The organism is Desulfovibrio legallii (genome assembly GCF_004309735.1).
Taxonomy (GTDB): Bacteria; Desulfobacterota; Desulfovibrionia; order Desulfovibrionales; family Desulfovibrionaceae; genus Desulfovibrio; species Desulfovibrio legallii.
Genome location: NZ_SIXC01000014.1, coordinates 1 through 17681, shown reverse-complemented (window position 1 = coordinate 17681; position 17681 = coordinate 1). Strand labels below are relative to the sequence as shown.

Genomic DNA, 17681 nt, shown 5'->3' with positions numbered 1-17681 from the left:
GGGCAGGCCCGCCCGGCCACACGCATCCATGCGCCCCCACGCCTTGCCCCGCGAGCTGCGCATCCGTCGTCGGGCGGAGTACACTGCCTGTTATGAGCGGGGCAGACGCCTCCATACGGAACATTTCCTCGTTTTCGTGCTGTCGGGAGAGCATCCCCAATGCGGCACGCGCACGGGCATGGCCGTATCCCGTAAAGTGGGCAAGGCCGTGACGCGCAACCGCGTCAAACGGCTGCTGCGGGAATTTTACCGTCTGCACCGTGAGGATCTGCCTGTGGGCGTCCATATCGTTACCGTTGCCAAAAAGCACGCCGGGCAAGCCGCTTTGAACCTGGCCGGCGTGACCGCCGAGCTTTTGCCGCCGCTCAGGCGTCTAGCCCGGCGCGCGCCGGGCCGGCCGGCGCCGGAAGGACAGCCATGAGCCGCATACTGCGCCAGTTGTGCGTTTTTCCCATCCGCATCTACCAGTATTGCATTTCGCCGGTGCTTCCCCCTGCCTGCCGTTTTACCCCCACCTGTTCCGCCTACGCCGTGGAGGCCGTTATGACCCACGGCGTGCTGCGTGGCGGCTGGCTGGCGCTCAAGCGCCTGGCCCGCTGTCACCCCTGGGGCGGTTCGGGCTACGATCCTGTACCACCACCGCGGCGCCGCCGCCATACGCCGCCATTGTCCCAGGAGTAAAGGCCCCCATGCAAGACGGAAAAAATCTGGTCATTGCCATTGTTCTCTGCTTGGTCGTCATCGTGGGCTGGAGTTATCTGGCCGAATACATGGGTTGGGTGCAGAAGCCCGACCCCGCAGTAGTGGCCCAGCAGCAACAAGCTCAACAGCAGCAGGTCCAGCAGGCGGAAGCGCAGCGGCAAGCCCAGGAAGCGGCCCGGCAGGAAACCCTGGCCGTGCCCGCCTTTGCGCCGTCTGCGGGGCAGGACGTCACAGTGCGTTCGCCGCTTTATGAAGCGGTGCTCTACAGTGGCGGCGGGGCGCTGCGTTCGTTCAAGCTCAAAAATTACCATACCACCATCGCCAGGGGCGCGCCCCTGGTCAACATGGTGGACCCGCAGACCGCCCGCGTAGCCCCTCTGGGGCTGGTTATCAACAGCCAGCCCTCCTGGAGCACGGGCCAATGGAGTGTGGACGCCGGCAAGGACGGCCTCACCTTGGATAAAGGTCAGCAGGGCCTGCTGCGCTTGGTGGGGCAGGTGGACGGCCTGACGGTGGTGCGTGAGCTGACTTTCAGCGCGGACAGCTACCTCATCCGGGAGACCGTGCGTCTGGTCAACCAGACCGACCAGGCCCGCAGCGTGCGCCTGGGCTACACCGTGGCCGCCGACGGCAGCAACGCTTCGGGCAGCCGCTACGACCTCATGCGCGTGGCCTGGGACAGCGACGGCAGCCTGAGCGAAGAATCCTCCGCCAAAACCCTGGAGGAAACGGGCGTGCAGGCCACGGGCAAGATCTACTGGGCCGGGGCCATGAGCACCTATTTTCTCTCGGCTGTGCTGCCCGGCGACACGGCCAACCTGACCGTCAAGGGCCGTCTGCAGCAGGGCACCTACCGCGCTGCGGTGGAGGAGCCCGAAACCGTGCTGGCCCCCGGCGAACAGCGCGAGCTGCGCGTCTCTTACTGGCTCGGCCCCAAGGTGCGCAGCCAGCTTGCCGCCGTGTCCGACGAGCTGGTCAAGAGCATCGACCTCGGCATGTTTCACCTTATCGCCAAGGGCTTGCTCTGGCTGCTGGAATTCTTTCAGAAGTACGTCCACAACTGGGGGGTGGCCATTATTCTGCTGACGGTGCTCATCAAGGCCGTATTCTGGCCGCTCACGGCCAAGAGCTACGCATCTATGGAAAAGATGAAGAAGCTCCAGCCGCTTATGGGCAATATTCGTGAGAAGTACAAGAACGACAAGGAAATGATGAACAAAGAGGTCATGGCGCTGTACAAGACCTACGGCGTCAATCCGGCCAGCGGCTGCGTGCCCATCCTCATCCAGATGCCCGTGTTCTTTGGTCTGTACCAGGCCCTGCTCACCTCCATTGAGCTGCGGCACGCCGCCTTCATCAGCACGCTGCCGGGCACGGACATCATCTGGCTGGCAGATCTTTCGGCCAAAGACCCCTTCTATATCACTCCCATTATCATGGGCGTGACCATGTTTGTGCAGCAGAGGCTGAGCCCCCCGGCCACGGACCCCACGCAGCAGAAAATCATGATGTTTCTGCCGTTGATCTTTACCGTGCTTTTCCTGGGCTTTCCCTCGGGGCTGGTGGTCTACTGGCTGGTCAACAACATTCTGTCCATTGCGCAGCAGAAGATGATGGCCAAGAAATTCAAGACCCTGGCCGACGGCAAATAAGCCTGCGACCCTGGGGACCCCATAGAGGTAGATATGGACGGGTTCAAGGAATTCCAGGGCAAGGATCTGGACGACGCCATCCGCGAAGCGTGCGAGTATTTTAATGCCGCGCGTGAAAAACTGGAAATTGAAATCGTGGAGGACGCCAAGTCCGGCATCTTTGGCATTGTAGGCGCGCGTAAGGCCAAAGTTCGCGCCCGGCGCGTGGAGCTGCACGACGCTGTGGCCAGCATCCTGGGGGCAGACGAAACAACGGCCGACGCAGGCCGCAAGTCTCGTGAAACCGCGCGGGAAACGTCCCGCCACGCGGGCCGTGAAGGTTCCGGCGCTGCCGGGGGCCGTCGCAACGGCGGCAAGCCTGCCGCAGCGGCCTCCCCCGCAGCCCCTGTTGCGGCGGGCGGCCCTGCGGGCGACGAGGCGTCCCCGGAGGCCGAGGCCCTGGCAGCGCGCAACGGCGCTGCCCCCAACAGAGGCCGTGAGGCCAACAAAGCTGCGTCCTGCCGTCAGCCCGAAGCCGCCGACGGCGGGGCCGAAGCAATGGGGCAGGAGCGCCGCCGTAACGCTCCGCCTGCCAGAGACGCGCGTGCCGCCAGGGAAGCGCGCCCTGCGGAAGCCCCCCGTAATGGGGAGTCCGGCGAGGCCCCCCAGGGCCGTCGACGCAATGGCCGCAAAGGGGAGCCGCCCGCCGGGCAGCAAGCCTCCGGGCCCGCGGCTTTTGACGCCGTACCGGCGGGCGAAGGCCTGGAAGAAGACCTGGCTGACGCGGGCCTGCCTTCCACCCCCCTGGAACAGCTGGATTTGGTCCGTCTGGAGGCCCTTACGCGCGAAGCCGTGGGCAATCTGGTGCGCCCCATAGTGGGCGGCGAAGCCAAGGTGGACGTGCGCGTGGACGAGGGGCGTGTTTTTGTGGGTGTGGACTGCGATGCGGATCCCGGCCTGCTCATCGGGCGCGAGGGGCAGACCCTGGCCGCCCTGCAGTACATGGTTTCGCGCATTGTTTCGCGCGGCATGGACGCCGCCGTGCGCGTGCAGCTGGACGCGGGCGCGTACCGTCAGCGTCAGGAAGAAAAGCTGCGCGAGATGGCCTTGGCCCTGGCGGAAAAAGTGCGCCAGAGCGGGCGTTCGCTTTCCACCAGACCCCTGTCTTCCTACCACCGGCGGGTTGTGCACGTCTGCCTGCAGGAACTGCCCGATGTGCAGACCCGCAGCAGCGGCGAGGGCCCCCTCAAGCGGGTGGTCATCATGCGCAGGAAGGGCGAAAAGGCCTGAGGCGCGGTGCGGCCATGAGCCCGGAGCAGGACAGGGAAACCATTGTGGCCATTGCCACGGCCCCCGGAGCGGGCGCCATAGGCATTGTACGGCTGTCCGGGCCGGAGGCGCGGCGCGTGCTGGGCCGACTGTTTCGCCCGGCCGCAGCGGATTTTACGGATTTTCGGCCTTGGGTGCTGCATCGGGGGCGCGTGCTGGATGCCTGCGACCAGCCCCTGGACGATGTGCTGGCCGTGTTCATGCCTGGCCCACGCACCTTCTCGGGTGAGGATATGGCCGAAATCCAGTGTCACGGCGGCCCTCTTATGGTCCAGGCCGTGCTGGAAAGCGCCCTGCAGCATGGCGCGCGCCCGGCGGCCAGGGGCGAGTTCTCGCATCGGGGTTTCTGCAACGGCCGCATGGACCTGAGTCAGGCCGAGGCTGTGGCCGAACTCATTGCCGCGCCCTCGCGCGAGGCCCTGCGCTATGGCCTGAACCGTCTGGACGGCCTGCTGGGCCGCCGCACGGCAGCCCTGCGGCAGGCTCTGGAAGCGTTGCGGGCCAGAGTCTGTCTGGCCGTAGATTTTCCCGAAGATGAAGTGGAAGATTTGCCGCTGGCGGATTTTGCCGTGGCCGTAGATGGCGTAGCCGATGCGGTACGCGGTCTGCTGGCCGGGCAGCGCCGCGCGCGGCTCATGCAGCAGGGGGCCCTGGTAGTGCTGGCCGGGGCCGTCAACGCGGGCAAATCCAGCCTGCTCAACGCGTTGCTGGGCCGCAACCGGGCGTTGGTTACGGATCTGCCCGGCACTACTCGCGATTTTCTGGAAGAAGCCTGCGACCTGGACGGCCTGCCCGTGCGCCTCACGGATACGGCCGGCCTGCGCCATGCGACCGGGGCCGTGGAGGCCTTGGGCGTGGCCCGCAGCCGGGAAAAGCTGGCCGAGGCCGACGCCGTAGTGCTGGTGCTGGACGGCGGCAGCCTGGGCGAAGCCGGAGCCGCCGCTGCAGTCTGCCCCGATGCGGCGGCTGCGGAAGTGCTGGCCGCCGTGGGCCATACGCCGCTGTTTGCGGTCTGGAACAAGTGCGACCTCTGCCTGCCGCGCGTTTTTCCGCCCCGCTGGCTGGGGCCACATCCCTGTTGCGCGGTGAGCGCTCTTTCCGGTACACATATGGAAGCGCTGGCGGCGTCTCTGCGGGAACTGCTGCTGGGCGCGGCGGCGGGCGACGTCGGCGAGGGTGGCCTGGCCCCCAACCGGCGGCAGGCCCTGGCTCTGGAACATGCCCTGGCGGAGCTGGAACTGCTGCGGGGGGACATCCTGGAGGGCCGTCCCTACGATTGCTGCGCGGTGCGCTTGGATACGGCGGCCGCTCATCTGGGCGAGGTCACGGGGTTGGATACGCCCGCCCAGGTGCTCAACGCCATCTTTGACCAATTCTGCATCGGCAAGTAGCTTAGCCTATGGATATGGATATTCTGCGCCGTCGGCTGACCAGCGACGAAATCAATGATCTGCCCCTGTACCACTATACGGGGCCCGTGCTGGTCATCCGCAGTCTGAACGACTGGAAGCAGGCCCTGCCGGACCTGCAGGACGAAAACCTGCTGGGCTTTGATACGGAAACGCGCCCTTCATTCCGCAAGGGGCGACGCAACGCTCCGGCCCTCATCCAGCTGGCCACGGCCAGGTCCGTGTACCTGGTGCAGCTCGCCAACCTGCCTTTTGGCGCGCCGGTGGCGGAAATTCTGGCCAATCCCTCCCAGGTCAAGGCCGGGGTGGGCATTGGCGACGATATGCGCGACCTGGCCCGGTTGCACGCTTTTGAACCCGCCGGACTGGTGGATCTGGGGGGCGTGGCCCGGGCTCACCGTCTTTCCAGCCAGGGCCTGCGCACCCTGGCCGCCAATTTATTCGGCTGGCGCATCTCCAAGGGGTCGCAGTGCTCCAACTGGAGCCTCAAGGAGCTGACCCCGCGCCAGATCGTCTACGCCGCCACCGACGCCTGGATAGGGCGGTTGATTTTTTTGCGCATGCGTGAGCTGGGGCTGATTCCGTCTTCCCGCGCGTCTTTGGGCCGACAGGCCGACGACGGGGGCGCGGCGTGAACCCTGCGGCTTCGTCTTTTCCCCCCCTGGGCCCCCGTCTGGTGTTTTTTACCGGCGGTACAGCCCTGCGCGATTTGAGCCGCAGGCTCACCGCCCACACCCACAATTCCGTACATCTGGTCACCACCTTTGATTCCGGCGGCAGCTCCGCGGCCCTGCGGCGGGCCTTTGCCATGCCCGCTGTGGGTGACCTGCGCAACCGCCTTCTGGCCTTGGCCGACAGCGCTGTGGTGCCTGCTTCTGTGCTGGAATTCTGCGCCCGCCGTCTGCCCGCCGTCGGGGATGCACAGGCTCTGCGCCATGAGCTCACGGCCATGGGCCGTCCGCAGCACGCCGTCTGGCAGAGTATGCCCACGCTCTTCGGCGACGCCCTGCGCCTGCATTTAAATTTTTTTCTTGAGCGCATGCCCGAAGATTTCGATCCCTTCCACGCCTGCCTGGGCAATCTTGTCCTGGCCGGGGGCTATTTGCAGCACAAACGCTCTTTCGGGCCGGTGCTGGCCTTTTTCAGCCGTCTGCTGCAGATCCGGGGCGTGGTCCTGCCCATTGTCAATGAAAGCCTGCACCTGGCAGCGGAGCTGGAGGACGGTTCCGTGCTGGTGGGCCAGCATCTGTTTAAAAACCTGCCCGCCCCGGTGCGCCGCCTGTTCCTTACCGTGCATGAGCCCGACCGTGCGGGAGATGCAGCTCAGTTTCCGCGCACGCCTTGTCGGCCGCCCCTTTCCCCTACGGCCGCCAATTATCTGCGTTCGGCCGGGGCCATCTGCTACCCCATGGGCAGCTTCTATACCAGCGTGCTGGCCAATCTGCTGCCCCAGGGCGTCGGCCGCACTGTAGCCGCCGCCGCCTGCCCCAAGATATTCATCCCCAACTCCGGGTTGGACGTCGAAGCCCGTAGTCTGCCCCTGAGCGCGCAGGCTGCGGCGCTGCTGCGCTGCCTGCGGGAGGACGCGCCCCATGCGGCCAACGCGGACTTGCTGCAGCAGGTGCTGGTGGACAGCCGACACGGCCGCTACGCCGGCGACCTGGACCGGGAAGAACGCGCGGCCCTGGAGCGTCTGGGGCTGGAAGTGGTGGATGCGGACATGGTCTGCCCTCAAGACCCCGCACGCCATGACCCGGAACGCACGGCCAGGGCGCTCCTGGCCCTAGTGCCGCAGCAGGCGGCGGTGGGCGTGTGATGGACATGGATACGCCAAAGGCCGCCGCTGCCGCCGTGGAGGCCGCTGCCGTGCCTGCCGTTGCCGTGGAGGCCGCTGCCGCCGGGCTGGTGGGCCAGCGTTGTGACCAGGCCCTGGCTGCGCTGTTGCCCCACCTGGGGCTGCGCGGCCGTCGGCGTTGCCTGGAGCGCGGCGGAGCCCTGTGCAACGGTTGCCCGGTCTCGGCAGCCCACAGGCTGGTGTCCGGCGATGTGCTCACCCTTGTGTCGCCGGTCGCCGCGTTGTCCGCAGCCCAGGCCTTGGCCGTGGCCGGAGCGCGTCTGCTTTCCCGCCAGGGGGACTACGCTTTTTTCTTCAAACCCGCGGGCCTGCACACGGCGGCCCTGGCCGGCGACGCCGGACCCAGCCTGGAAGGTCTGTTGCCCGCGCTCACGGCCGAGCTGCCTGCGCCTGAAGTCGGCGCAGCCCGTCCAGACCCGTCCGCGGTCAGTCCCTTTTGCCGTCTGCTGCAGCGGCTGGACAGGGAAACTTCCGGCCTGGTCTGCGCGGCCCTGCGCCCGGAGGCGGTGCAAGCCTTTCGGCGGGCCGAGGCGCGCGGCCTGTGCGACAAAAGGTATGTGGCCCTGCTTCAGGGCCGCCTCGCCGCGCCGACAACGGCCCGCGAGGCGCTGGACACGGCCGACCGTCGCCGCAGCCGGGTATTGCCCGGCAGCGTAGACCTGGAGCACACTACCGAATTCTTTCCTTTGTGCTATTGGCCGCCGGACAGGGTTTTTGCCCTGACGGCGGCTTTTTTTGTCCCCGGTGTTGGAGGCCGCACTGCCCCGCCCGTAGCGGGAGGGCTGACCCTGGCTGCCTGCCGCATCCGGCGTGGCGCCCGGCACCAGATCCGGGCCCACGCCGCCGCCCTGGGCCACCCCCTGTGGGGCGACCGCCTCTACGGCGGCTTGGGAGAAGGGATTTTTTGGCTGCACCACGGGGGGCTGGGCCTGCCCGGCGCGGCCTGCACCTTGCCGCCGCCCTGGCCCTTGCCGCCGCGGGCGGCGGCTGCTGCTGCCGGGTGGTGCGACGCGAAAAAAGATTTTTTTCACCCGCCCGCAACTGCAGAAGTTTTTTGAACTGTTGGAAAAAGTTTGATTTATCGGGGGGTCACCCTCTTGGCACAACCCGCCGGGCCGGATACATTCGGCGGACAGACACAGTGAATGCCGCCCCGGGGCGGCCTTGAGCCCGCGCAGGGTCAGGGAGTATGCATGTTTCCCGCACTATTGCCCAAATCCGCACCGTTTTTCGCCATGCTGGAAGAGCAGAACGGCCTTTTGCGCCGCATGGCCGGCATGCTGGTGGAAATGCTGGAGGACGTCTCCCGCATGGACGCCATCCACAAGGAAATAGCCTTTCAGGAAGAATCGGCGGACGTCCTGCACGGCAAAATCATCCGCGCGCTTTCCCAGACTTTCATCACGCCCATTGACCGTGAAGACATCCTGCGCATCAATCAGGAGCAGGAAGAATGTATGGACTGCCTGCACAGCCTGAGCACGCGCCTGCACATTTTTGAGTTTACCCGCATCCGTTTCCCCGCCCTGCAGATGGTGCGCACCATCGGTTCCATGATCGACCTCACCAGGCTCATGCTTGAGGGCCTTGCCAACCGCCGCGACTGCCACAAAACCCGCGCCTTCCGCAACCTGCGTGGCGAATGCGACATGTTGCTGGCCGTGGGCCTGGCCGAGCTTATGGACGAACACCAGGAACTTTCGCCCTCCACGATCATGCAGGTGCTCAAGTGGAGCCAGGCTTACGAACGCATGGGCATACTGCTGGAGCAGGTCAACGCCCTGGCCGAAACCCTTGAGGAAGCGGTGCTGAAAAATGTTTGACGTCCCTGTGCTGCTGGCCCTCATCGTGCTGGTGGCCTTGCTCTTTGACTTCACCAACGGCGCGCACGACTGCGCCAACGCCATTGCCACCGTGGTTTCCACCAAGGTGGTGACCCCGCGCTTTGCCGTGGGGGCTGCGGCCCTGCTCAACCTGGGCGGCGCGCTGCTGGGCACCGAGGTGGCCAAGACCCTGGGCAGCGGCATCGTCTTGCCCGAAGTGGTGGAGGGCAGCCATGTGCTCGTGCTGGCCGCCCTGGTGGGGGCCATCAGTTGGAACTGCATCACCTGGTATTTCGGCATCCCGTCCTCTTCCTCCCACGCGCTCATCGGCGGCCTTATCGGTGCGGCCGTGGCCGACGTGGGCTTTGACGCCCTCAACATTCAGGGCATTGTGGACAAGGTGCTCATTCCCCTGGTGGGGTCGCCCCTGGCTGGCTTTGCCGTGGGCTTTGCCAGCATGTGGATTATCTACTGGATCTGCGGGCATATCCACCGCCGTAAGGTCAACGCCGCCTTCCGTCGGCTGCAGCTCCTTTCCGCCGCCTTCATGGCCACCAGCCACGGCCTCAACGACGCCCAGAAAACCATGGGCATCATCGCCCTGGCGCTCTATATCTTCGGCAAATCCGATTCCCTGGAAGTGCCCCTCTGGGTCAAACTGGGCTGCGCCGGGGCCATGGCCCTGGGCACGGCCGTGGGCGGCTGGAAAATTGTCCGCACCATGGGGCACCGCATCTTCAAACTGGAACCCGTCCACGGTTTTGCCGCCGAAAGCTCCGCAGCCATGGTCATCACCGGCGCATCCCTTCTGGGCGCGCCCGTCAGCACCACCCACACCATCACCGCCTGCATCTTCGGCGTGGGCTCCACCAAACGCCTCTCCGCCGTGCGCTGGAACGTGGCCGGCGACCTCATCACCGCCTGGATTCTGACCCTCCCCGCCGCCGGCAGCGTGGGCTTCGTGGCTTACAAGCTGCTGCACCATATTTGGAATTGAGATTTTTTGTGGGGGGAAGGGAACGTTTGTACACAAAAGTTCCCTTCCCCCCACACCCCCCATCCCTCAAAAAACTTTTTTCTTTCACGGAACTGCGCAGGACGTACCCTGAGCAGGTAGGGGAAGATGTCTTTTGCGACCCTATGCCCCATGGCCACACGCGACCCTGGGCAAGCAGGGGGGAAGAAAGGCATCGGATAAAGAGTTACGGAAGTGGCGTCGGCATATTGAGGGGCATCGGCCCCCAGAGAGCGGGGATGGCTGACGACTGCTCTGCAAGGATTTTCTTGAAAATCCTTGCCACAAAATGCGAGAAGGCAGGCTTTTGCCTGCCGTAAGCGAGCATTTCAAGTGTTAACTGCTCTAGAGGATAGATTTTTTTGTCGTGCCGTGAACACAGAAGCCCCTGACCGAAAAAAGACAGGGGCTTCTGTGTTCAGAATTCTTGCTGAGGCGGGGCCAGGGTACGCACGGTGGCGCGCCCTGGAAGAAGAATGTTTTTTGAAAAAAGGGGCGTAGGGGAGGAACCCCTTTGTTCACAAAAGGTTTTCTCCCCTACAAAAAGCTCCCTTTTAGTCAACCTTGTCTTTTTTGAGCCAGGACATCATGCTGCGCAGTTCTTTGCCCACCTTTTCGATCTGGTGTTCGGATTCATTGCGGCGGGTGGTGAGGAACATGGGGTAGCGGGCGCGGGATTCAAGGATGAAGTTCCGCGCGAAGACGCCGCTCTGGATGTCTTTGAGCACGGCCTTCATTTCTTTTTTCACGTTCTCATTGATGAGGCGCGGTCCGGAAACATAGTCGCCGTATTCGGCGGTATTGCTGATGGAGTAGCGCATGCGGGAGAGGCCGCCTTCGTAGATGAGGTCCACGATGAGCTTCATTTCGTGCATGCATTCAAAGAAGGCCATTTCCGGCTGGTAGCCGGCTTCCACCAGGGTTTCAAAGCCGGCCTTGATGAGGGCGGAGAGGCCGCCGCAAAGCACGGCCTGTTCGCCGAAGAGGTCGGTTTCGGTTTCTTCGCGGAAGGTGGTTTCGATAACGCCGGAGCGGGTGCCGCCGATGCCCTTGGCATAGGCCAGGGCGGTTTTGAGGGCGGAGCCGGTGGCGTCCTGCTCAATGGCTACCAGGCAGGGCACGCCGCCGCCCTCGGTGAAGGTGCGGCGCACCAGATGACCGGGGCCCTTGGGCGCGATGAGGAAGACGTCCACGTCCTTGGGCGGCAGGATCTGGCTGAAATGGATATTGAAGCCGTGGGCGAAAAGCAGGGCCTTGCCCTTGGTAAGGTGGGGCTTGATGTCGCTTTCGTACACGGTGGCCTGCACTTCGTCAGGCAGCAGGATCATGATCAGGTCGGCCTGGGCCGCGGCTTCGGCAGCGGAAACAGGGGTAAAGCCATGCTCTTTGGCCAGTTCGTAGTTGGCGCCGCCGGGGCGCTGGCCCACCACTACCTTGACGCCGGAATCGCGCAGGTTCTGGGCGTGGGCGTGGCCCTGGCTGCCGTAGCCGATGATGGCCACGGTCTTGTTTTTGAGGCAACTGAGGTCCGCATCCTGATCGTAATAAACTTTCATCTGATCTTCCTCTGGGTACTCACGGTTAAAAAAGGGTTCCTCCCCGCCCGCGCGGGGAGGAACAGTGTGCGCGTCTTTCGGGCATGCCCCCGGAAGGGGGGTGGCGTCAATCGGTTTTTTTGGAGCGGCGCATGGCCACTGCACCTGTGCGGGCCACTTCCTTGATGCCGAAACGCTGCAGCAGGCCCAGGATGGCGTCCAGTTTTTCCTGGTCGCCGGTCGCCTCAATGGTCATTTCGTTGTGGCTCACGTCCACAACCTTGCAGCGGAATATTTCCACGGTGCGCAGAATTTCGCCGCGAGCCGTGCCTTCGGCCTGCACTTTGACGAACATCATCTCGCGCGTTACGGCGGGAATGTCCGCAAAGTCCACCACCTTGATGACAGACACGATTTTGTGGAGCTGCTTCATAATCTGCTCCAGAATCAGGCTGTCGCTGTCGGTGGTGATGGTCATGTGTGAAACGCCCTCTTCGAGGGACGGGGCCACATTGAGCGAATGGATATTGAAGCCGCGCCCGCTGAACAAACCCACCACGCGCGAGAGCACGCCGGGTTCGTTCTCCACCAGCACGGAAAGCACATGTCTTTGCATAACCGCCTCCCTTACACCAGCAACATTTCGTCGAGCGCCGCACCGGCGGGCACGATGGGGTACACGTTTTCCTCCCGTTCCACCACCACGTCGATGAAGGCGGGGTTGGGCGTGCCCAGGGCCTTTTCCAGCACGGGGCGCAGGTCCGCCGCGCTGGTGATGCGGTAGCCTTCAGCTCCGTAGGCTTCGGCCAGTTTTACAAAGTCCGGCTGGGCCTCCATATTGGTGGAGCTGTAGTTCTGGTTGTAGAAGAGGTCCTGCCACTGGCGCACCATGCCAAGGTAGCGGTTGTTGAGAATGATGACCTTGATGGGCAGCTTGTTGGCCACCACGGTGGCCAGCTCCTGGATGTTCATCTGCAGCGAGGCGTCGCCGGCCACGGTAATGACTTTCTTTTGTGGAAAGGCGAACTGCGCCCCCACCGCGGCGGGAAAGCCGTAGCCCATGGTGCCCAGGCCGCCGCTGGTGAGCAGGGTGCGGGGCTTGGTAAAGGTATAGAACTGGGCCACCCACATCTGGTGCTGGCCCACTTCGGTGGTGATGATGGCCTCGCCCCCGGTGAGATCGTAGAGGGTCTCGATCACTTCCTGAGGTTTGAGGTGGCCGTTTTTCTGATAGCCCAGGGGTTTGCTTTCTTTCCACTGGGCCACGGCCGCCAGCCATGCGGCGTGCTGATCGGCCCAGTCCCGGCCCTGCTGTTTGGCGTCGCAGATTTCGGCAATGCCCTCCAGGGCCAGGCGACAGTCGCCCACCACAGGCACTTCCACTTCCACATTCTTGCGGATGGAGGTGGGGTCGATATCAATATGCACGATGCGCGCTTTGGGCGCAAAGGCGGCCAGTTTGCCGGTGACGCGGTCGTCAAAGCGTGCGCCCACGCACATGAGCACATCGGCATTGTTGATAGCCAGGTTGGCCGCGTAGGTGCCGTGCATACCCACCATGCCAAGCCAGAGGGGGTCTGTGGCGGGAAAGGAGCCCAGCCCCATGAGGGTGCAGGTGACCGGGATTTGCAGTTTGCGGGCCAGAGCGGTCAGGGCCTGGCCGGCGTTGGCCATGATCACGCCGCCGCCGGCCAGAATGACCGGGCGTTCCGCCTGGGCCAGTTCTTCCACCGTGCGCCGCAACTGGTTCAGGTTGGGCTTGTAGGTGGGGTTGTAGCTGCGCATGGAAACGGCATCGGGCCAGACAAATTCCGTCCGGGCCTGCATGACGTCCTTGGGCAGGTCCACCAGCACGGGGCCGGGACGGCCGGAGCGGGCCAGGAAGAAGGCCTGGCGGATGGTTTTGGCCAGTTTGCGCACATCCTTGACCAGAAAGTTGTGCTTGGTGCAGGGGCGCGTGATGCCTACGATGTCCACTTCCTGAAAGGCGTCGTTGCCGATGAGCTGGGTGGGTACCTGCCCGGTAAATACCACTAGCGGGATGGAGTCGGCATAGGCCGTGGCAATGCCGGTTACCGTGTTGGTAGCCCCAGGACCGGAGGTTACCAGACACACGCCTGCCTTGCCGGAGGCGCGGGCATAGCCGTCGGCCGCATGTACGGCGCCCTGCTCGTGCCGTACCAGCACGTGGTGCAGTTCAGGATGCCGCGGCAGCTCATCGTAAATGTCAATGACCGCACCGCCGGGGTAGCCGAACAGCACGTCCACGCCTTCTCTCTTCATGGACTCGAGGAGAATCTGCGCACCTGTACATTCCATAACCGGCTCCTTACAACAGCTCGGCTATCCTTGCTTTTTCAGACGGTCAAGGATGGCCATAAGCTGGGTTTTACCCTCAAGTTTCTGCTTTTTGAGCTGCTTGAGGGTTTGTTCCTCGGTGGGTGTGCGAAAAGCCTTGTGCTCCAGTTTTTCCACCTGCTTTTCGTAGAGTACGTGATCGTCCCAAAGGGATTTCAGCTCCGGATCAGTGGCCGCGTACTTTTTTAGTAGTTCCAGTTCGTGCTGATCCATACGAACGCTCCCGTGTTATAGTGTTCGTGCACAGGGCGTTGCCCCCGCGCGTGAAACCGTGGTTTTGCGCCCCGCAGGGCTATACAAGGGTCATGGCGTACTGGGCCAGTGAGGCAACCACTATGCGGTTGAACAGCTCAATGGCCAGCAGCACCACCACCGGGGAAAAATCCATGCCGCCCGTGTAGGTAAAGGGCAGCCATTTGCGCACCCGGTAAAAGACCGGTTCGGTCAGTGCGCGCAGTGCCCGCACAATGGGATTGTATGGGTCGGGCCGCACCCAGGTCAGCACGGCCGCAATGATAACAATCCAGAAATAGAGGTTCAAAAGCCCCCCCAGCACCAGGGCAACGGCGCTCAGGGTGTTGGCAAGAACAATCATGCGCCCTCCAGCGTGGCTGTCTTGAGCAGTGCGTCAGTGCGCCCTGCAATTGCAACTGTTTTTTACGTCCGCCGCGGCCTGTGCGCGCCATGTCCGGCGCTGCGCCCCGATGGGCTTCATCTGTGCGGTCAAGTACGCCGCGTACGCCTTTGCCGCCCCGTGCCGACGCAAAAATCCGCAGGGCGTCCGCCCCGGCGGCGCGTCTGTCAGGCGCTGCGGCCGGCAGTGCCGGGCAGGGCCTCGGCCAGGGCCGCGTGCAGCTCGTCAAAACTCTCGGTTTTGATCTGTCCGCCCAGGGGGCCGGCGTTAAAGGCGGCAAAAACCACCCCGGCCCCTTCCGCGGTGGTTTTGTCGTGCTCGCTGTCGCCAACAAAAAGCACGTCCGCCGGATTGCAGCCCCAGGCTGCGCAGATGCGCTGCGCGCCTTCCGGCGAGGGCTTGGGCGCGGCCGTATCCGCCGCGACCACAGGATCAAAATAGGAGGGCAGGGCAAAAATGTCCAGAACCCTCTGAATGCCGTGCAGCCGACGGTTGGTGTGCACAGCCATGCGCACCCCGCGGGCGCGCAGGTCATCAACAAAAGGACGAAAGCCCTCCTGCAGGCGCAGCAGGGGCACGATGTCGCGGTCATAAACCACGTGATGGCTGACCACCTCGTCAATGCGCTGGTGCAACGCTGGCGGCACAATATGCCGTAAAGCCTGCCCTGCCGTGGCCATGAAGCAGTACTTTTCCTGCTCCGGCGTCATGGGCGGCAGGCCAAAGACGGCCAGCACCCTGTTATAAAAAATGCTGTTGGACTCGCGCGAATCCAGCAACACGCCGTCGCAGTCAAAAATGACCCCGGCGAGCCCGTGGGGAAAAAGCCGGGCACTCATGACCCGGCCTCCTGCAGCCGCCGCGCCGCGCATCCGGCGGAACGGCGCCAATCCTCAATAGTGGTATGCGGCATCCTTTCTCCTCTGGGCAAAAGCATAGCCGGTGGCGGGAGGAAGCGCAAGGCGCAGTATTGTCAGAAGCGGCGTATTTGCATATATACACGCCAGCCCCGTTGCCGTTCCGGCAGGCGGGGCAAGTCCGGCCGGTTCCCGGCACAACAAGGAGTATGCATCATGGAACAGGGCACCATCCGCCTCAAGACAGGCCTTGCGGAAATGCTCAAAGGCGGCGTGATTATGGACGTCACCACGCCCGAACAGGCCAAGATAGCCGAAGACGCGGGCGCCTGCGCCGTCATGGCCCTGGAGCGCGTGCCCGCCGACATCCGCGCCGCGGGCGGCGTGGCCCGTATGGCCGACCCCACCATTGTTAAAAAAATTATGGAAGTGGTCAGCATCCCGGTCATGGCCAAGGCGCGCATCGGCCATTTTGTGGAGGCCCGCATCCTTGAAGCTCTGGGCGTGGACTATATCGACGAAAGCGAAGTGCTCACCCCCGCCGACGACAAGTATCATATTGACAAGCGCGACTTTACCGTGCCCTTTGTCTGCGGCTGCCGCAATCTGGGCGAGGCCTTGCGCCGCATTGCTGAAGGCGCGGCCATGATCCGCACCAAGGGCGAACCCGGCACCGGCAACGTGGTGGAAGCCGTGCGCCACTGCCGGCAGGTCATGGACGAAATCCGCACGCTCTGCGCCTTGCCTGAAGCAGAGGTGGCCAACTTTGCCAAAGAGATCGGCGCGCCCCTGGAAGTCTGTTACGCCGTGCGTAAGGAAGGCCGCCTGCCTGTGGTCAACTTTGCCGCCGGCGGCATTGCCACGCCGGCCGACGCTGCCATGATGATGCATCTGGGCTGCGACGGCGTGTTTGTGGGTTCCGGCATTTTCAAGTCCGGCGACCCCGCCAAGCGCGCCAAGGCCATTGTGCAGGCCGTGACCAACTACAAGGATTTCGCCATGCTGGCCGAAATCTCCCGCGATCTGGGCGAGGCGATGGTGGGCATTGAAATCTCCACTATTCCCACCGAACAGCGCATGCAGGAACGGGGCTGGTAGCCGTGGCCGGGCTTTGCGTGGGCGTGCTGGCCCTGCAGGGAGCCTTTCGCGAGCATGGGGACGCCTTGACCCGTCTGGGCGCCACAGTCCGCGAGGTGCGCCAGCTCAAGGATCTGGACGGGCTGGACGCCATTGTCCTGCCTGGCGGCGAAAGTACGGTTATGGGCAAGCTGCTGCAGGAATGGAGCATGCTGGAACCCCTGCGTCAACGCATCCTGGCGGGCATGCCCGTCTACGGCAGCTGCGCCGGCCTCATCCTGCTTTGTACGGATGTCGAAGGTTCGGACCAGCCCCGCCTGGGCGTGCTGGACGCCACCGTGCGGCGCAATGCCTTTGGCCGCCAGGTGGACAGCTTTGAAACGGACCTGACCCTGCCCGACCTGGGGGCGGAACCTGTGCACGCCGTGTTCATCCGCGCGCCCGTGCTCACCCGCGTGGGGCCGGACGTGCGCGTGCTGGCTCAAGTGGGCAGCCAGGCCGTGGCCGTACGTCAGAACAATGTGCTGGGCACCTCCTTCCACCCTGAGCTCACCGACGATCCTCGCCTGCACCAGTACTTCCTTACCATGTGCAGTTAGACCTTGGTGGGGGGGGGGCAAGGTATTTTTGTCTACAAAAATACTCTGCCCCCCCTACAGCTCTTGTCCTGTTACAACACTTTTCCTCAAGTGGCGCACAAGGCGTACCCCGGCCAGGGCATTGCAACGTTGCAATGTTCTGGCGGCTGCGTAAGCGCAGCTGCAGCCATTGCGACGAAGGAAGTTACGGGCAAAAACCGCAGCGCTAGCTACTTGCGCGCTTAAACGTCGGAACGAGCGCGCCGTAAACTTTGAGCATACGCATCCCCAAGGGGAATTTGCTCCAGCGGGGGCATCTTCCGCGTTGCCGGGCGGCTGTGCCGGGGGTAAAACCACTGCGGCGCGGCAGGCCCTGGCGACGCCCCTTTGGCCAGGACAGTGCCCCGCGCGGACTTGCGGGTTTTTTTGAAAAAAATCCAAAAAGTGTTTGACAGGGAGAGGGCGCCGGACTACATTCGTCTTTCGCCGCTTGAAACCGGAACGGTTCGGCCCACGGCAAAAGAAATTTTGCGGGAAGCGAAAAAAACGGTTGACAGAGACGGCAGTGGGGTGCATAACCCTGCAACGCGACTTGAGAAAACGGATTTTTGAGCAACACGCGGCAAAAAAGAAATTTTGCCGGAAGCGAAAAAAACGGTTGACTCCGGAAGCGAAGGGGAGCATAAACACTCCTCGCGCCGACCGAAAAGGTCCGGCGGGGCCGGAAGGTCCGGTGGTTCATTGACAAGTGAATAGCGAGTGGGAAGGAAATCTTTGAGATTCCGATTTTCGCCCGCAAGGGTGAGAATCTTGTACAGAATTTGAACTGGAGAGTTTGATTCTGGCTCAGATTGAACGCTGGCGGCGTGCTTAACACA

At 63.6% G+C, this 17681-nt stretch carries 19 protein-coding genes; 12 read left to right on the top strand and 7 right to left on the bottom strand.

The features are described 5' to 3' along the window. Positions 1 to 28 precede the first annotated feature (28 nt). The 10 genes from rnpA to EB812_RS10225 all read left to right on the top strand — a co-directional run bounded on the left by rnpA (position 29) and on the right by EB812_RS10225 (position 9746). On the top strand, positions 29 to 421 hold the full coding sequence (gene rnpA / locus EB812_RS10270) for a ribonuclease P protein component (protein ID WP_130958251.1): 393 nt from the start codon (positions 29 to 31) through the stop codon (positions 419 to 421). Then, positions 418 to 681, top strand: coding sequence for a membrane protein insertion efficiency factor YidD (gene yidD, locus EB812_RS10265; RefSeq protein WP_092153714.1), 264 nt, complete (start codon positions 418 to 420; stop codon positions 679 to 681). The genes rnpA and yidD overlap by 4 nt, the downstream gene beginning before the upstream one ends. 8 nt (positions 682 to 689) lie before the next feature. Next, a complete protein-coding gene (yidC, locus tag EB812_RS10260; RefSeq protein ID WP_118230777.1) occupies positions 690 to 2354 on the top strand; it encodes a membrane protein insertase YidC in 1665 nt (554 codons plus the stop codon). A 33-nt stretch (positions 2355 to 2387) separates the two neighbouring features. Beyond that, the gene (gene jag / locus EB812_RS10255) at positions 2388 to 3623 is read left to right on the top strand and encodes an RNA-binding cell elongation regulator Jag/EloR (protein ID WP_130958250.1); all 1236 of its coding nucleotides are present in this window, start codon (positions 2388 to 2390) and stop codon (positions 3621 to 3623) included. A gap of 14 nt (positions 3624 to 3637) precedes the next feature. Next, positions 3638 to 5053, top strand: coding sequence for a tRNA uridine-5-carboxymethylaminomethyl(34) synthesis GTPase MnmE (mnmE, locus tag EB812_RS10250; RefSeq protein WP_118230779.1), 1416 nt, complete (start codon positions 3638 to 3640; stop codon positions 5051 to 5053). 8 nt (positions 5054 to 5061) lie between these two features. Further along, the gene (locus tag EB812_RS10245) at positions 5062 to 5706 is read left to right on the top strand and encodes a 3'-5' exonuclease (protein WP_207287374.1); all 645 of its coding nucleotides are present in this window, start codon (positions 5062 to 5064) and stop codon (positions 5704 to 5706) included. After that, the gene (locus tag EB812_RS10240; RefSeq protein ID WP_130958249.1) at positions 5703 to 6887 is read left to right on the top strand and encodes a GAK system CofD-like protein; all 1185 of its coding nucleotides are present in this window, start codon (positions 5703 to 5705) and stop codon (positions 6885 to 6887) included. Before EB812_RS10245 ends, EB812_RS10240 begins: the two co-directional genes overlap by 4 nt. Next, positions 6887 to 7984 carry a pseudouridine synthase family protein gene (locus tag EB812_RS10235; RefSeq protein WP_242621276.1) on the top strand — a complete coding sequence of 366 codons (1098 nt, stop codon included), beginning with the start codon at positions 6887 to 6889 and terminating at the stop codon, positions 7982 to 7984. Before EB812_RS10240 ends, EB812_RS10235 begins: the two co-directional genes overlap by 1 nt. A 135-nt stretch (positions 7985 to 8119) precedes the next feature. Further along, positions 8120 to 8749, top strand: a complete 630-nt coding sequence (locus EB812_RS10230) for a DUF47 domain-containing protein (RefSeq protein WP_118230781.1) — start codon at positions 8120 to 8122, stop codon at positions 8747 to 8749. Continuing rightward, complete coding sequence (locus EB812_RS10225) at positions 8742 to 9746, top strand: inorganic phosphate transporter (protein ID WP_118230782.1); 1005 nt, start codon at positions 8742 to 8744, stop codon at positions 9744 to 9746. The genes EB812_RS10230 and EB812_RS10225 overlap by 8 nt, the downstream gene beginning before the upstream one ends. Positions 9747 to 10318: 572 nt before the next feature. Here the strand turns inward: EB812_RS10225 and ilvC are convergent. The 6 genes from ilvC to EB812_RS10195 form a co-directional block, all read right to left on the bottom strand. Beyond that, positions 10319 to 11320, bottom strand: a complete 1002-nt coding sequence (ilvC, locus tag EB812_RS10220; RefSeq protein WP_118230516.1) for a ketol-acid reductoisomerase — start codon at positions 11318 to 11320, stop codon at positions 10319 to 10321. Between the two features lie 106 nt (positions 11321 to 11426). After that, entirely contained in the window at positions 11427 to 11915 is a 489-nt protein-coding gene (gene ilvN, locus EB812_RS10215) for an acetolactate synthase small subunit (RefSeq protein WP_118230515.1), read from the bottom strand. 11 nt (positions 11916 to 11926) lie between these two features. Then, complete coding sequence (gene ilvB / locus EB812_RS10210; protein WP_130958248.1) at positions 11927 to 13618, bottom strand: biosynthetic-type acetolactate synthase large subunit; 1692 nt, start codon at positions 13616 to 13618, stop codon at positions 11927 to 11929. A gap of 24 nt (positions 13619 to 13642) precedes the next feature. Next, the gene (locus tag EB812_RS10205; RefSeq protein WP_118230513.1) at positions 13643 to 13870 is read right to left on the bottom strand and encodes a DUF465 domain-containing protein; all 228 of its coding nucleotides are present in this window, start codon (positions 13868 to 13870) and stop codon (positions 13643 to 13645) included. A gap of 79 nt (positions 13871 to 13949) precedes the next feature. After that, on the bottom strand, positions 13950 to 14252 hold the full coding sequence (locus EB812_RS10200; RefSeq protein ID WP_118230512.1) for a YggT family protein: 303 nt from the start codon (positions 14250 to 14252) through the stop codon (positions 13950 to 13952). A 206-nt stretch (positions 14253 to 14458) separates the two neighbouring features. After that, positions 14459 to 15130 carry an HAD family hydrolase gene (locus EB812_RS10195; protein ID WP_118230511.1) on the bottom strand — a complete coding sequence of 224 codons (672 nt, stop codon included), beginning with the start codon at positions 15128 to 15130 and terminating at the stop codon, positions 14459 to 14461. A 234-nt stretch (positions 15131 to 15364) separates the two neighbouring features. On the opposite strand from EB812_RS10195, the gene pdxS reads away from it, so the two are divergent. Both pdxS and pdxT read left to right on the top strand, forming a co-directional pair. Next, positions 15365 to 16246, top strand: a complete 882-nt coding sequence (gene pdxS, locus EB812_RS10190) for a pyridoxal 5'-phosphate synthase lyase subunit PdxS (protein ID WP_118230510.1) — start codon at positions 15365 to 15367, stop codon at positions 16244 to 16246. A 2-nt stretch (positions 16247 to 16248) separates the two neighbouring features. Continuing rightward, complete coding sequence (gene pdxT / locus EB812_RS10185; protein WP_130958247.1) at positions 16249 to 16824, top strand: pyridoxal 5'-phosphate synthase glutaminase subunit PdxT; 576 nt, start codon at positions 16249 to 16251, stop codon at positions 16822 to 16824. Between the two features lie 449 nt (positions 16825 to 17273). Here the strand turns inward: pdxT and EB812_RS11735 are convergent. Continuing rightward, positions 17274 to 17681: hypothetical protein (locus tag EB812_RS11735; protein WP_207287373.1), on the bottom strand; the 408-nt coding region annotated here is incomplete at its 5' end.

Excerpts from the sequence above, each read along its gene's own strand:
- rnpA (WP_130958251.1), top strand. The coding sequence starts at position 29 with ATGCGCCCCCACGCCTTGCCCCGCGAGCTGCGCATCCGTCGTCGGGCG.
- yidD (WP_092153714.1), top strand. The coding sequence starts at position 418 with ATGAGCCGCATACTGCGCCAGTTGTGCGTTTTTCCCATCCGCATCTAC.
- yidC (WP_118230777.1), top strand. The coding sequence starts at position 690 with ATGCAAGACGGAAAAAATCTGGTCATTGCCATTGTTCTCTGCTTGGTC.
- jag (WP_130958250.1), top strand. The coding sequence starts at position 2,388 with ATGGACGGGTTCAAGGAATTCCAGGGCAAGGATCTGGACGACGCCATC.
- mnmE (WP_118230779.1), top strand. The coding sequence starts at position 3,638 with ATGAGCCCGGAGCAGGACAGGGAAACCATTGTGGCCATTGCCACGGCC.
- EB812_RS10245 (WP_207287374.1), top strand. The coding sequence starts at position 5,062 with ATGGATATGGATATTCTGCGCCGTCGGCTGACCAGCGACGAAATCAAT.
- EB812_RS10235 (WP_242621276.1), top strand. The coding sequence starts at position 6,887 with ATGGACATGGATACGCCAAAGGCCGCCGCTGCCGCCGTGGAGGCCGCT.
- EB812_RS10230 (WP_118230781.1), top strand. The coding sequence starts at position 8,120 with ATGTTTCCCGCACTATTGCCCAAATCCGCACCGTTTTTCGCCATGCTG.
- EB812_RS10225 (WP_118230782.1), top strand. The coding sequence starts at position 8,742 with ATGTTTGACGTCCCTGTGCTGCTGGCCCTCATCGTGCTGGTGGCCTTG.
- ilvC (WP_118230516.1), bottom strand. The coding sequence starts at position 11,320 with ATGAAAGTTTATTACGATCAGGATGCGGACCTCAGTTGCCTCAAAAAC.
- ilvN (WP_118230515.1), bottom strand. The coding sequence starts at position 11,915 with ATGCAAAGACATGTGCTTTCCGTGCTGGTGGAGAACGAACCCGGCGTG.
- ilvB (WP_130958248.1), bottom strand. The coding sequence starts at position 13,618 with ATGGAATGTACAGGTGCGCAGATTCTCCTCGAGTCCATGAAGAGAGAA.
- EB812_RS10205 (WP_118230513.1), bottom strand. The coding sequence starts at position 13,870 with ATGGATCAGCACGAACTGGAACTACTAAAAAAGTACGCGGCCACTGAT.
- EB812_RS10200 (WP_118230512.1), bottom strand. The coding sequence starts at position 14,252 with ATGATTGTTCTTGCCAACACCCTGAGCGCCGTTGCCCTGGTGCTGGGG.
- EB812_RS10195 (WP_118230511.1), bottom strand. The coding sequence starts at position 15,130 with ATGAGTGCCCGGCTTTTTCCCCACGGGCTCGCCGGGGTCATTTTTGAC.
- pdxS (WP_118230510.1), top strand. The coding sequence starts at position 15,365 with ATGGAACAGGGCACCATCCGCCTCAAGACAGGCCTTGCGGAAATGCTC.